This window comes from Flavobacterium sp. (assembly GCF_031411595.1).
Classification (GTDB): Bacteria; Bacteroidota; Bacteroidia; order Flavobacteriales; family Flavobacteriaceae; genus Flavobacterium.
Genome location: NZ_JANOBI010000040.1, coordinates 15,740 through 30,667 on the forward strand (window position 1 = coordinate 15,740; position 14,928 = coordinate 30,667).

A 14,928-nucleotide genomic window follows, 5' to 3' on the forward strand; every position below is an offset into this window, starting at 1 on the left:
GCTAAGGTTCTAAGGTGCTATGGCACTAAGTCCCTCATGTTGATGGATTAAAGTTAATCAAAAATTCGAATCTTTAAAATGTATTTTTTAGACCTCAGAACCTTAGCACCTCAGTGCCTTAGTCCCTTCAATTAAAATTCCGCGTTCATCGGTGTTCTCGGAAACGGAATCACATCACGGATATTGGTCATGCCCGTCACGAACAATACGAGTCTTTCAAAACCCAATCCGAAACCTGAATGTACTGCGGTTCCGAAACGTCTTGTGTCGAGATACCACCACAATTCTTCTTCGTCGATGCCGAGTGCTTTCATTTTTTCTACCAATACATCGTAACGTTCTTCTCTTTGCGAACCACCAACGATTTCACCGATACCTGGAAATAAAATATCCATGGCACGAACGGTTTTGCCGTCTTCGTTCAAACGCATATAAAACGCTTTGATGTTCGCCGGATAATCGTATAAAATTACCGGACATTTGAAATGCTTTTCCACCAAGAAACGCTCATGCTCCGATTGTAAATCAGCGCCCCATTCCTCAATGATATAATTGAATTTTTTCTTTTTATTCGGTGTTGAATCTCGTAAAATGCCAATCGCTTCTGTATACGAAACGCGTTTGAAATCATTGTTCATCACGAAATTCAGTTTCTCCAACAAAGTCATTTCACTGCGTTCTGCTTGCGGTTTTGCTTTTTCTTCGTCAGCCAATCTGCTTTCGAGGAATTTCAAATCGTCTCCACATTTATCAACGGTATATTTTACAACATATTTGATAAAGTCTTCCGCCAAATCCATATTGTCATTCAAATCATTGAAAGCTACTTCTGGCTCAATCATCCAAAACTCCGCCAAGTGACGTGAAGTGTTCGAATTTTCGGCACGAAATGTTGGTCCAAATGTATAAATCTGTCCCAAAGCCATCGCGAAAGTTTCGCCTTCGAGTTGCCCTGAAACCGTTAAGTTCGTATGTTTTCCAAAGAAATCTTCACGATAATTAATGCTTCCATCTTCTGTTCTTGGCAAATTGTCCAAAGGCAACGAAGTCACCTGAAACATTTCACCCGCGCCTTCCGCATCCGCACCAGTAATCACAGGCGTATTCACATACACAAAACCTTTCTCTTGAAAATATTGATGCACCGCAAACGACAACACCGAACGCACACGCATAATGGCTCCGAACGCATTGGTACGAACTCTCAAATGCGCATTCTCACGCAAGAATTCGAGCGAATGTTTTTTGGGTTGCATCGGAAATTTCTCCGCATCCGAATCGCCCAAAATCTCCAGTTTCGAAACCTGAATTTCATATTTTTGTCCGGCACCTTGGCTTTCCACGAGCGAACCCGTAACTGAAACCGCGGCTCCGGTGGTCACTCTTTTTAATGTTTCTTCTGGCGTGTTTTCAAAATCAACAACGCATTGGATATTGTTCAAAGTCGAACCGTCATTCAAAGCAATAAACTGGTTGTTTCTAAAAGTTCTTACCCAACCTTTGGCGTTAACTTCTTTGATTGCGGCGTTGCTTTGCAGTAAGTCTTTTACTTTTGTATGTTTCATTGTGAAAATTTTAGATTTCAGATTTCAGATTGCAAATATAATCGAATTTGTCATTCCGACGAAGGAGGAATCTGTTGCTGTTTTTTCAGGTTTTGTTTTTTAGAAGCTAATCCCGCTATCATTCCAATCTTGTCATTGCGAGCTTGCGCGGCAATCTCCCAATGCCAAGGATTTTCCCTTCTATCGGGGCTAGGGCTGTGGGTTAATCATCAGCGTAATCTTCTTTCTTAGCTTTCTTTTTTTCAAACGTCAAAACCAAAGCCGGCAAGACAAGCAAATTGGCGAACATCGCAAACAGTAAAGTGCATGATATGAGTCCACCCAAAGCAATCGTGCCGACAAAACTCGACAGTGTGAAAATCGCAAAACCGAAAATCAACACAACAGATGTATAAAATGTACTGATACCCGTTTCGCGCAAAGCACTAAAAACTGATTTCTTCACGCGCCCATTATTTTGAATTAAATCATGTCGGTATTTCGCCATAAATTGGATGGCGTTATCGACCGAAATTCCAAATGCGATACTGAAAACCAGTATCGTTGATGGTTTTAATGGAATTCCAAAATAACCCATCAAGCCCGATGTAATACACAACGGCAGTATATTCGTAATCACCGAAGCCATAACCATTTTAACCGAACGAAACAAATACGCCATCAAAGCCGCAATCATAAAAATCGCAAAAATCAACGATTCGATTAAGTTGTCTACGAGATACGTTGTGCCTTTTTGAAACACCAATGCTTTTCCGGTCAACGTTACTTTATAGCGGTCTTCAGGAAAGATTGCATTGATTTTGGTTTTGAGTTGTTTCTCAACGCGCGCCATATCTTCGGTGCCGATATCTTTCATAAAAGTCGTAATCCTCGCGTATCGTCCGGTCGAATCAACATAACTTTTCATCAGATTGTCTTTGGTATTCTTGGTCGCATTTTTAGCGTAAGACAAAATGAATGTTTGTTCTTGAGAAGTCGGCAGTTCGTAATAATCAGGATTGCCATTGTAAAAAGCCTGCTTCGAATATTTCACCAAATTAACCACCGAAACCGGTTTTGACAATTCCGGAATTTGTGCAATGGTTTGTTGCAATTCGTCCATTTTTTTCATGGTCGATAATTTCATCACGCCTTTTTTGCGTTGCGTATCGATCATGATTTCTAATGGCATGACGCCTTTGAATTCCTTTTCATAAAAAAGAATGTCTTTAAAAAACGATGCGCTTTTGGGCATTTCGCCAATCAAACTTCCCGAAACTTTCATTTGCATCAAGCCGATAAGACTGAATATGAGCAGTATTGCATAAATAATATAAATGCGACTGCGTTTGAATTTGACGATATTTTCAACCCAACCCAAAAACGAAGAAATGTAATTTTTGCTTAAATGGTACAAGTGTTTTTCTTTAGGCAAAGGCATAAAACTATAGACAATCGGAACAATGCACAGCGTCAATAAATACACCGTAATCACATTAATAGAAGTCACGAAACCAAATTCGAAAAGCAAATCATTGCCCGTAATCATAAACGTCGCAAAACCTGCAGCGGTTGTCAAATTGGTCATCAACGTAGAAACGCCAATTTTCGAAATCACACGCTGCAAAGCCTTGGCTTGATTCTGATGAATCTTGATTTCCTGCTGGTATTTATTGATCAGGAAAATACAATTCGTAATGCCGATGACAATAATCAAAGGTGGAATAATAGCGGTTAGAATCGTGATTTTGTAATGGAAAAACCCCAAGGTTCCGAAAGACCAAATCACGCCCAAAAGCAAAATGCAAATCGAGATGAAGGTCGCGCGAAATGAACGGAAAAATAAGAAGAAAATGAATGAGGTGATGAATAACGCCGCGCCGATAAAGAGCGCAATTTCACCTTTCATATTCTCAGCATTAATCGTTCGAATGTATGGCATACCCGAAACACGCAAATCGATATTCGTGGCTTTCTCGAATTTTTCAATTTTCGGAACGAGATTTTCAATGATGAAGGTTTTTCTCGCTTCGGTATTGACGATGTTTTTCTTTAAATAAACCGCCGATCGAATGCTCCCAGTTTCTTTATTGAACAGCAAACCTTCATAAAATGGCAATTTATGAAACAGTTCGTATTTGATTTTTTGTAAGTATTCGGCTTGGTCAGTTTGGCTTTGATCAATCAATGAAACCAATTGGAATTTCTGAGCAATCGTGTCTTTTTTAAGTTTTTTCAAATCATTCAAAGAAACCACCAAATCAACTTCTTTGGAATTTTTAAGCTCGGTCATCAACTCATTCCAGGCTGCGAAAGCTTTCGGCGTAAAGAAAGTTTTGTCTTTAAAACCAATGACGATGAGGTTGCCTTCCTCGCCGAATTTGTTTAAGAAATCCTGATATTGTTGGTTGACGATGTGTTTTTTAGGCAACAGATTCGCTTCAGTATACGTCATGCTTAAGTTGCGCCATTGGAATCCAAGGAATAGCGTAAGAGCGGCAATAGCGACAATGATGGCGATTCTGTTTTTAAGTATGATTCGGGCAATTAATTCCCAAAATCCGACTTTTAAAGTGTTTTTCATAAATGATGCAAAGAAGTGGCAAAGGTAAATAAAACAAGAGAAAACACTTCATAATTGGGTGAGATTTATTTGTTTTTTTTGATGATATTAAATTTCCGTTACTATTTTTTTTGTGGTTATAATTTATATATTTGGTTTCGCATCTTTGATGTGGATTAAGCCCAAAAAGTAATACCAATAGGTTTATGAAGAATTTTAAAAATTCCATTTTTTACATCATTGTTACAGGAGGTTTTTCCGCCTTAATTTATTGGATTCTGGCACAAGGGAAATTCCTTGAAGCCGGACGGTCAATAGTGGTTGTCAACTCGAACAAAACACAATGGTCGGAATTTTTAACGTCCTTGCTGCATAATGTGCAACATCCTTTGGCGATTCTTCTAGCACAAATTATTACGATTATTATTGTCGCCCGTTTCTTCGGCTGGATGTTTCGGAAAATTGGGCAACCGACAGTAATCGGTGAAATCATCGCGGGTATAGTGCTCGGGCCTTCTTTGCTTGGCATGTATTTCCCGGAATTTTCAAATGCATTGTTTCCCGTGGCATCACTAGGGAATCTTCAGTTCTTAAGTCAAATAGGGTTGATACTTTTCATGTTCGTGATTGGTATGGAACTCGACTTGAAAGTGCTCAAAAACAAAGCCAACGAAGCTTTAGTAATCAGCCACGCAAGCATCATCATTCCGTTTGCGCTAGGCATTGGTTTGGCGTATTTTGTATACCATCGTTTTGCGCCAGTGGGCATCGAGTTTTTATCATTCAGTCTTTTCATGGGTATCGCGATGAGCATCACAGCATTTCCGGTTTTAGCGCGAATTGTTCAGGAACGAGGCATTCATAAAACCAGAATCGGAACCATAGTAATTACTTGCGCTGCCACAGACGACATTACGGCTTGGTGTATTTTAGCTGCTGTTATTGCGATTGTTAAAGCGGGTTCGTTTGTGAGTTCATTATATATTATTGGACTTGCATTAGTGTATGTTTTCATGATGATATTTGTAGTGAAACCATTTTTGAAACGCATCGGAGATTTATATGGAACGAAAAATAAATTAAACAAACCCGTTGTTGCTATTTTCTTTTTGACCTTAATTTTATCATCATACGTTACCGAAATTATTGGAATTCATGCATTGTTCGGCGCTTTTATGACCGGCGCGATTATGCCTGATATTGCGAAGTTCAGAGCGATTTTCATCAATAAAGTTGAAGATGTTTCTGTAATTTTATTACTGCCGTTGTTTTTTGTTTTTACAGGATTGAGAACCCAAATCGGATTGATCAATGATCCGTACTTATGGAAGATTACCGGTTTTATTATTCTCGTTGCCGTTGCCGGAAAATTTTTAGGAAGCGCCATCGCTGCCAAGTTCGTAGGCCAAAGTTGGAAAGACAGTTTAACCATTGGTGCCTTGATGAACACACGCGGATTGATGGAATTGGTCGTATTAAACATCGGTTTCGACTTGGGCGTATTGACTTCAGAAATTTTTACCATGATGGTGATTATGGCCTTGGTAACCACTTTTATGACAGGCCCGGCTTTAGATTTAATCAACTATGTATTCAAATCCAAAGATGTTTATATTCCTGAAGATGATGATGACACTGAAAATAAATATAAAATATTAATCTCCTTCGGAAATAACGAAAAGGGGAAATCGTTGTTGCGTTTGGCGCATAGTTTAGTGAATAAGCAACAAGAAACTTCAACGGTTACCGCGATGCATTTGTCGTTGAGTGATGAAATGCATTCTTTCAATCTTGAAGAACAAGAGCGCAAACGATTCTCGCCGATTTTAGAAGAATCGAAATTGCTGCAACAGGAAATCACCACGATATTCAAAGCCACCGTAGATATAGAAACCGACATTGCCGACATTGCGAATCAAGGCGATTACGATTTGTTATTGGTTGGTTTAGGGAAATCGATTTTTGAAGGTACGTTGCTCGGAAAAGTACTTGGGTTTACAACAAGAATCATCAATCCCGATCGTTTGATTGATAAGTTTACAGGAAAAGAAGGCTTATTCGAGAATTCGCCTTTCGATGAAAGAACACGCCAAATCATTTCGAAAAGTAAAATGCCGCTTGGCATATTAATCGATAAAGAATTGCAAGAAGTTAAAAATGTATTCATTCCATTGTTCTTTTCCGAAGATACTTTCTTGATGGATTATTGCCAGAAATTAATCTACAACAACGATTCGAATATTTCAGTTTTGGACAGCAACAACATGATTAAAACCAATTTTGTGTTGGAAAGTGCCGTGCATTCTTTAGAAGAAAAATATCCAAACAACCTGACTTTATTGCAAGACAGAATCATGAAAAAAGAATTTCTAGCCAAACAAGATTTGATGATTATCAGTCTAGAAAGCTGGAAAAAATTGGTCGATTCTCAAAGTATTTGGCTCAGTAATGTGCCGTCGGTTTTGATTTTGAAGCCATAGCACTTCCATTTCCAATCGTAATATAAAATCATTTATGCAGCATCCTTTCCTATATGGGTTTCTAACTGTCATCCTGCTTTTGTTGCTAGCGCTTTGTTATTTTGTATACCGTTGGCGAGAATCTGAGCAATCAAAGAAAAGTGTTGAAGCAAAGTTTCAAGCACTCGAAATGAAAATCAACAACCTGCAGCTCGAAACGCTCGAATCGAAACTCAATCCGCATCTTTTTAAAAACATCCTGAATTCAATCCAATCGCATGCGTACCAAACGTATTTTGCACTCGATAAACTCGCCAATGTGCTCGATTATATCTTATATGAAAGCCAGAAAAAATTCGTTTCGCCCAAAGAAGAAATTGAGTTTGCGTTGAATCTGATTGAAATCAATAAGATTAAAGTCAGTCCGCTTTTCGAACTCAAAGTCAAAACCAAAATCAATGAGGGTGAAACACTTTACGAACAGCGATTATTAGCACCATTGATTTCGATTGATTTAATTGAAAATGCCTTCAAACATGCTGATCTCCAAAATGCCGATGCGTTTATTTCGGTTGTATTTGAATTTAAAGAAAACTGTTTTTACCTCACGGTTTCTAATAAAATTTCTGATAAGAAAGCATTGTTGAAAGAACGAAGTGGCATAGGCGCAGCGACATTAGAACAACGTTTGAAGATTATCTACAAAGACCAGTTCAAACTCGACAAATTCATCGAGAATGACATTTATATCGCTCATTTAAAAATCGACCTGCGTGAATACAAAAATCAAATGCATCTTGCTTGATGATGAATTGCCAGGATTGGTTTACCTCAAAATGTTGTGTGAACAGATTCCGGAACTCGACATCGTCAAAACCTTCAACAATCCTCAAAAATTATTGGAAGCATTGCCCAATCTCGATTTCGATCTTTGCATTTCCGATATTGAAATGCCCGGAATTGACGGATTGCATCTCGCGCAATTGCTTGAAAAGAAAATGATCATTTTTACCACGGCATACAAAGAACACGCAGCCGAAGCTTTTGAAATTGACGCTGTCGATTATATCACAAAACCTGTTAAAAAAGAACGTTTGCAGAAAGCCGTTATAAAAGCTTTTGATCGATTCAATCAAAACACAACGACACAGCAATTCATTTCACTGAACTCCGATAAGGGAAAAACGATGTTGTATTTTCATCAGATTGTCATCATCAGAACGGCGTTGAATGACAGTCGAGATAAGGAAGCATTGCTCACCGACGGAAGTTTGGTTTTGTTGAAAAACATCAACTTTGAATCGATATTAAGCCAACTTCCCGAATCCGATTTTTGTCGCATCAATAAAAAAGAAGTCATTGCGGTAAAAGCTATAAAATTCTTCAGCCACAATGAAATTACCCTTCGACAACAAGATAAAAATGGTAAAAATTTGATTTTAATTTTAAGCGAAACGTACCGTCCTGAATTGCTGTTGAAAGTCAAAATCTGATTCATTACAAAGTTTGTCGTTCTTATTACAAAAGCCGTCAATTAGCTACTTTTCGATGCTGATTGTTTCGACGCACTTCTGATATTTGCACTGTAAAAAGCCATGCTTTAAAATCAGCAGTATGAAAAATATTAAAAATTCTTTCTTTTACGTGTTTATTATTGGTGGATTTTCCGCTTTGATGTATTGGATTATCACCACAGGAAAAGCACTCGAAACCGGGCGTAATATTGTTGCTCATACTACTGTGAACGGACATTGGGAAGATTTCATCACTTCGATGCAACACAATCTGCAGCACCCATTGGCGATACTGTTGGCGCAAATTATCACCATTATTTTGGTCGCACGTTTCTTTGGCTGGATTTGTAGAAAAATCGGACAGCCTTCCGTAGTCGGGGAAATCATCGCAGGAATTGTGCTCGGGCCATCGCTCGTTGGGATTTACTTTCCGGAATTTTCAGGATTGTTGTTTCCAAAAGAATCATTAGGCAATTTGCAGTTTTTGAGTCAAATCGGATTGATACTGTTTATGTTCGTAATCGGCATGGAACTCGATTTGAAAGTGCTTAAAAACAAAGCTCATGAAGCCGTTGTGATTAGCCACGCGAGCATCATTATTCCGTTTGCTTTAGGCGTCGGACTTGCTTATTATATCTACCAATCGTTTGCGCCACAAGGCATAGAATTTATTTCTTTCGGATTGTTTCTCGGTATCGCCATGAGTATTACGGCGTTTCCGGTTTTGGCACGTATTGTTCAAGAACGTGGCATTCATAAAACGAAACTTGGTAGCATTGCCATTACTTGCGCCGCTGCAGATGATATCACGGCTTGGTGTATTTTGGCTGTTGTGATTGCTATTGTCAAAGCAGGTTCATTCGTCAGTGCCTTATACATTATTGGTTTGGCCATTGTTTACGTGGCATTGATGCTCAAAGTCGTGCGCCCGTTTTTGAAAAGAGTAGGCGATTTGAATGCGACACGAGAAAGTCTCAACAAACCTGTCGTAGCTATTTTCTTTTTGACTTTGTTGTTTTCGTCGTATGCTTCGGAATTAATTGGTATTCATGCGCTGTTTGGTGCTTTTATGGCTGGAGCGATTATGCCTGAAAATAGTAAATTTAGAAATTTTTTCATTGAAAAGGTCGAAGATGTGTCGGTCATTGTTTTGCTTCCGTTGTTCTTTGTTTTTACGGGTTTACGTACAGAAATCGGTTTGTTGAATGATCCGCATTTATGGAAAATAACAGGTTTAATTATTCTCGTGGCAGTCGTTGGAAAATTTTTAGGTAGCGCACTCGCAGCCAAGTTTGTCGGGCAAAGTTGGAAAGACAGTTTGTCGATTGGCGCGTTGATGAACACGCGTGGATTGATGGAATTGGTTGTACTCAATATTGGTTACGATTTAGGCGTATTGTCGACAGAGATTTTTACGATGATGGTCATTATGGCGTTGGTCACGACATTTATGACTGGGCCGGCTTTGAGTTTTATCAATTATATCTTTCGACCGAAAAATTCTACTATTCCTGAAGCCATCAGCAACCGAAGTAAATATAAAATCCTATTGTCATTCGCCACGCCGGAACGCGGGAAAGCATTGCTCAGAATTGCGAACAGTCTTGTCAAAAAACAAAGTGGCAATACTTCAGTGACAGCGATGCATTTATCATTGAGTTCTGAGATTCATTCTTTTGATGTCAAAGATTATGAAAAGGAAATCTTCCTGCCGGTCGTTTCAGAATCCGAAAACCTAAACCAGAAAATAGACACGCTTTTTAAAGTCTCGATTGATATTGATTCAGACATTACCGATACCGCGAATCAAGGCGATTATGATTTGCTATTAATCGGACTCGGACAATCCATTTTTGAAGGAACACTTCTGGGGAAAGTGCTAGGTTTTACAACAAGGATCATCAATCCGGATCGTCTGATTGATAAATTCATCGGGAAAGAAGGCTTGTTTGAAAATTCTCCTTTCGATGAAAGAACACGTCAAATCATCGCCCACAGCAAAATGCCCGTCGGTATTTTTGTCGATAAAGAACTTGAAGAAATCAACCGTGTCTTCATACCGATTTTCAGCAGTGAAGATGTGTTTCTGATTGAATTTGTACAAAAACTCATTCACAACAACGGTTCTCAAATCACAGTTTTGGATGCGACAGGGCATATCAAAAGCAATCCTGAAATTAAAGAAACGATTCGCTCCATCGAACAAATTGCGCCAAACCATATCATGATGATGAACGAAAGAACCATCAGGAAAGAATTCCTGGAGCAACAAGATTTAATGATTATCAGCCTCGAAAGCTGGAAAAAATTGGTCGATTCACAAAGCACTTGGTTGCATAATACACCTTCGGTATTAATCATTAAACCTTAAATATGAATGTAATGAAAATGGCGGTTTTTACTAGTATGTTGTTGTACAGTTTTGCGATGCATTCACAAGAAAAAGTGGAACCAAAACCAGAGAAAAAAGTCAGTATGGAACTGGATGGCATGATTGCGATGTCGTTCGGCAGTAAAACCATTGGCATCAATGTCGGTGGGCCAAGCCTTAAATTTAAATTCAATAAAAATTTTAAAATCGGTGCCGGGGCTTTTCCGTCATTGGTGATTATCGATAAAAAGGCTTTTCCAAAATTGGGAGTTTCGCCAAGCATCGAATACAAACATTGGATGGCTATTGCACCCTATTATGGTTATGATGCCGAAGACAAAATGATTTGGACACTTGGTTTGGGCTATCGTTTTTATTAAATTGCCCAAAAATCAATTTAAAACGAAACATGAAATTACCGTTATTCCTTTTTTTACTAGTATTGATTTCATGTAAAACCTATACCATTTCTCCGGACAGTTTTAAGCGGCAGTATCTTGGAAGCGAATCCAATAAAATGCGCCAGGTTGAAATCAATAATCCATTGCTTATCGGCAAGACCAAATATCTGTTGAACAATGTTAAAGTGCTCGAAGTTACAGATAAGAACGGGAATATTGTTGCGATGAAAAACGAGCCGTCTGTCGAAATGCGCGTCACCCATAAAAATGGGCAGAAATACCATTATTATTTTCAAATGGTTTTGCTCGATAGGGATACTTTGAAAGGCGGTCGGTCTGTATTTCTCAACCTGACAAGGAGTATTCCTTTCGATAGTATTGTAAAAATTGAAATACAGAACAACAAGAAAGGCTTAAACTATTACGAAAATGCACCCGATGCTTTATTGGCGGAAACCGACCCGAAAGCCTCAAAAATTCTTGTAAATTCATACGATGCGATTGCGAATATAGGCGAAGTATTGAAGAATGCATCGTTTTCGCTTGATAGTGTTGACGTAAGTGTTTCGAAGCTGCGCAATATCGATTATGCGACTTGTCTGTTCAAAAAAAGCAACACGCTTATCAGTATCATCTATATCAAAGAAAAAGATGCATTACAAATGATTAAGACTAGGGAATACAACCAGGTTTCCGGTAAAGGCTGGTGCATCAATGATTTTTATCTTGAAAACAATAAGGTTTTCCTTGAAGAAAGGTGGATTCTGTTCGATGGGAAACTCATCAACAAAAACCCTGAGCGCTACGAAGCGCTCAAATTCAATAAATCTCTCAATGCCGATTTCCTCAAAAAGTTCACTTCTGAAATCTATGACCGCATAGAGCATACACCTTAAAACCCCAAATCCCACACAAAAGACAATTTCAACGCTAAGTTATCTTCAAAACGAGGCAATTCATAAGGCCCGTAACGATAAAACCCAACGATTCCAAAACCGCTATAGATTTGATTGATTTCAAGTCCGGATTCGAAATAGCCTTTTTCTAAAGTCTTATATTCAAAACCGATGTGCTGTTCTTTTTTCTGCATATCGCCAAAAGCCATTCGGGTTACGAGCACAAAAACGGGTTTCACTTTTCTCGAAACACGAACTTTTCTAAAAGCATGTTTGCCTTGAAGTGTCAGGTATTCACTCGAGAAAAATTCATTGAAATACATCGTTTCAAAACTGTTTTTACCAGCAATGGTAATACGTTGCAACACTTTATCATTCGTCAAACTGTTCGGCGATGTACTGTATAAATGCGTCAATGGAACGTCGCCAAACGCATAACCGGCTTCTAACAGTAACGATGTTTTTTGCCCGCTCAAGTATTTTTTTTCGTATTCGGTTCGGAAGTCGATTTTGCCAAATACGAAATCATTTTGCAGCCATTTCGGAATCGATTGGGTGAATTGAAACGTGAATTTCGGAAAGCGTTTTTCGACTTCCAATCGCCCATCTTCGGTTTGCATATAATCGCTAAACGGATTCCATTGCAAGGAGAATTGCGCCGTCGTCATATTAAAAACCTGATACGATTTGCCGTCGAGATTGTATAAATAATTGAATTTCGGTTCAATCTGAGCATAACTCAACTGCCCAATGCTTTCCGTTTTCGGAATGAATTTCGTCTCAAAATAAGCGCGCCAACTTTGATACGCATAAAAAGTACTCACGTTAATCGGTCGCGGATTATACAACTTAAAAACCCTTTTATCGACTGCAAAAGAAGTACTACCAATCTCTCGAATATCATCGGTGTAGGAAGCACCAACCCACGTACTCGAATGGTTTCCGATGCGAATGGCTGAACCCAAATTGTATTTATAATGACCGTCTTTAATACCATAAGCGGTATAACCATCGATGCGGAAAATCTTAGAAAATTGCTCACTCGTTTTGCCACCCAAACCAAAACGAAAACCTTCATAATTGTTGTAGCTGATGAGGTAACGCAAATCGAGATCGAAAAAACCGAATGGTACATAACCGTTCAAAACTTTTCTGCCTACAAAAAGCCGTTTCTCAATTTTTTCTTTGGCTACGAGGCTGTCGAGTGCAACATAAGTGCGTTGGCTTCGAACGTCTAAAGTGTCTTTTCGGTAATGGTTCCAGAATTTTTCGTCTTGGTTTGGGGCGTCTTTTTTGACTTCCATAAACAGAAACGGGTTTCTAATTTTGACCGGAATATTATAATGAATGTCGAACATATTGCTTTCGGAAAGCAAGTACGTAAAATCGGAAGCTACCTTTTTTCGCGAATCGTCATCTTTGTTGTCATCGGCATCAAACGGCAAAGTTTCACCCAAAATGCGGATGTCATAATTGTTTTTTCCTTTGACAATTTTGAAAGCTTTATGTACTGGAAACCAGATTTTTTCTTCAGGAATGTATTCAAATTCATGCGTGCCACTAACATCCAAAAGGCCTTTGATGCGCATGATGGCTTTGGCAACGGCAAAATTTCCCGCGTCGATATACAGCACACCTTCGAGTCCGGCTTCTTTGCTTTTTTTTCTGTTTTTGAAATAAATCATGTAGGCTTTTCTGCCTTGAATGGAAGTGCTGTCGAGGATTTTGAATCGATATTGCTCAAACGAATGATCCGAAATCGGACTGTTGTATTTCGTTTCGAACAATTCGTATTGATTGTCATAAATCGAAAACGACTGCAGATTGAACGCCAGAATTTCATAGATAGGATTTTTAAAACCTGACATTTTGGTGCCGAGAATGGTTTCCTTAAATCCTTTGTCGTTGTATTGAAACTGCGATACTTTCTCGGTTTGAAACAAATGCTGTTTCGTGATAATTTTTTTAAATTTATAATCCGAAGAATCAATTTTGGTTTGCTTTTTACCCAATGTTTTTTTGATAAAAAGCGTGTCGATTCTGCCGTCAATAGAATCCGGATTGGCTGTAATCAGTAATTTGTTATAGGCTTTAAACTCGAAGCTTTTGAGTTTTTGAAGCGGATTGTTCTGCGATTTATTTTGAATGGTTTTGCGGATGATTTCGAGTGCGGAATTTTTGTTGGAAACCCTGACTTCATTCAAATCATTCGATTTTGGAGTTAATGAAATGGTGTAGAATTTCTTTTCATCATCGACTGCAATTTCTGCGGAAGCGTAACCTACATAAGAAATTTTTAAACCTGATATTTTTGCTGTTGAAGTGATGGAAAACTTCCCATCGACATCGCTAATGCTGTAAGTTCCATTCAAAACAATCGAAGCAAACGGCAAAGCTTTTTTGGAAGCACTGTCTTTGATGACACCATTGACATGAAATTGCGCCTGACTTACAAGCGACAATAACAACAATAGCCAACAGTGTTTTTTCATGGTTTGGTTTCGAAAGCGAATCTGATTTTATAAAGATAGACAAAATAAAAAATCCGTCTTGTTCAGTAACGCGACGGATTTTTTGATATTGTAGTGGATTTAGACTTTCATGATTTCAGCTTCCTTCAAAGCAAGATGTTCGTCTATTTTTCTGATGAATGCATTGGTCAGATTTTGTATTTCGTCTTCAGCAGTTTTACAAATATCTTCCGATGTGCCTTCTTTTTCTAACTTTTTGATTTCGGTATTCGCATCTTTTCTTGCGTTACGAACTCCGATTTTAGCATCTTCGGCTTCTACTTTGGCTTGTTTGCTCAAATCACGTCGGCGTTCTTCGGTGAGTGGCGGCACAGAAATAATAACGATATCACCATTATTCATCGGATTGAAACCAATATTGGCGACCATAATCGCTTTTTCAATCGGATGCAACATCGTTTTTTCATAAGGTTGAATCGTAATCGTTCTCGCATCAGGAACATTGATGTTCGAAATCTGAGCCAATGGTGTTTGTGAACCATAATAATCTACAAACACGCTGCCCAACATGGCTGGCGATGCTTTTCCGGCACGAATGTTTAGAAATGATTTTTCTAAATGCGCGATAGAACCGTTCATTGATTCTTTGGTGCTGTCTATAATAAATTCAATCTCTTCGGTCATATTTTGGATTTTGGACTGTAAGACT

The 14,928-nt window shown here is 38.6% G+C and carries 10 protein-coding genes; 6 read left to right on the forward strand and 4 right to left on the reverse strand.

Features of this window, described 5'->3' with window-relative positions; genetic code table 11:
* Positions 1-131 precede the first annotated feature (131 nt).
* Together asnS and RMO03_RS09535 are read right to left on the reverse strand one after the other, a co-directional pair.
* Complete coding sequence (gene asnS / locus RMO03_RS09530; RefSeq protein ID WP_309641870.1) at positions 132-1,565, reverse strand: asparagine--tRNA ligase; 1,434 nt, start codon at positions 1,563-1,565, stop codon at positions 132-134.
* 202 nt (positions 1,566-1,767) lie between these two features.
* Positions 1,768-4,128: an MMPL family transporter gene (locus RMO03_RS09535; protein ID WP_309641871.1), complete on the reverse strand. Its 2,361-nt coding sequence runs from the start codon at positions 4,126-4,128 to the stop codon at positions 1,768-1,770.
* Between the two features lie 185 nt (positions 4,129-4,313).
* Here RMO03_RS09535 and RMO03_RS09540 point away from each other — a divergent pair, with 185 nt between their 5' ends.
* From RMO03_RS09540 to RMO03_RS09565, 6 genes are all read left to right on the forward strand, one after another.
* The gene (locus RMO03_RS09540) at positions 4,314-6,587 is read left to right on the forward strand and encodes a cation:proton antiporter (RefSeq protein ID WP_309641872.1); all 2,274 of its coding nucleotides are present in this window, start codon (positions 4,314-4,316) and stop codon (positions 6,585-6,587) included.
* Between the two features lie 34 nt (positions 6,588-6,621).
* A complete protein-coding gene (locus tag RMO03_RS09545; RefSeq protein WP_309641873.1) occupies positions 6,622-7,371 on the forward strand; it encodes a histidine kinase in 750 nt (249 codons plus the stop codon).
* On the forward strand, positions 7,340-8,059 hold the full coding sequence (locus RMO03_RS09550; protein ID WP_309641874.1) for a response regulator transcription factor: 720 nt from the start codon (positions 7,340-7,342) through the stop codon (positions 8,057-8,059). Before RMO03_RS09545 ends, RMO03_RS09550 begins: the two co-directional genes overlap by 32 nt.
* A gap of 121 nt (positions 8,060-8,180) precedes the next feature.
* Complete coding sequence (locus RMO03_RS09555) at positions 8,181-10,451, forward strand: cation:proton antiporter (protein WP_309641875.1); 2,271 nt, start codon at positions 8,181-8,183, stop codon at positions 10,449-10,451.
* 2 nt (positions 10,452-10,453) lie between these two features.
* A complete protein-coding gene (locus RMO03_RS09560; RefSeq protein ID WP_309641876.1) occupies positions 10,454-10,831 on the forward strand; it encodes a hypothetical protein in 378 nt (125 codons plus the stop codon).
* A gap of 29 nt (positions 10,832-10,860) precedes the next feature.
* The gene (locus tag RMO03_RS09565) at positions 10,861-11,748 is read left to right on the forward strand and encodes a hypothetical protein (RefSeq protein WP_309641877.1); all 888 of its coding nucleotides are present in this window, start codon (positions 10,861-10,863) and stop codon (positions 11,746-11,748) included.
* Here RMO03_RS09565 and RMO03_RS09570 read toward each other — a convergent pair.
* Both RMO03_RS09570 and frr read right to left on the reverse strand, forming a co-directional pair.
* Positions 11,745-14,240: a DUF5686 family protein gene (locus RMO03_RS09570; protein ID WP_309641878.1), complete on the reverse strand. Its 2,496-nt coding sequence runs from the start codon at positions 14,238-14,240 to the stop codon at positions 11,745-11,747. The genes RMO03_RS09565 and RMO03_RS09570 overlap by 4 nt on opposite strands.
* A 99-nt stretch (positions 14,241-14,339) precedes the next feature.
* Positions 14,340-14,903 (reverse strand): ribosome recycling factor, encoded by a 564-nt coding sequence (frr, locus tag RMO03_RS09575; RefSeq protein WP_309641879.1) that lies wholly within the window; start codon positions 14,901-14,903, stop codon positions 14,340-14,342.
* Positions 14,904-14,928 lie beyond the last annotated feature (25 nt).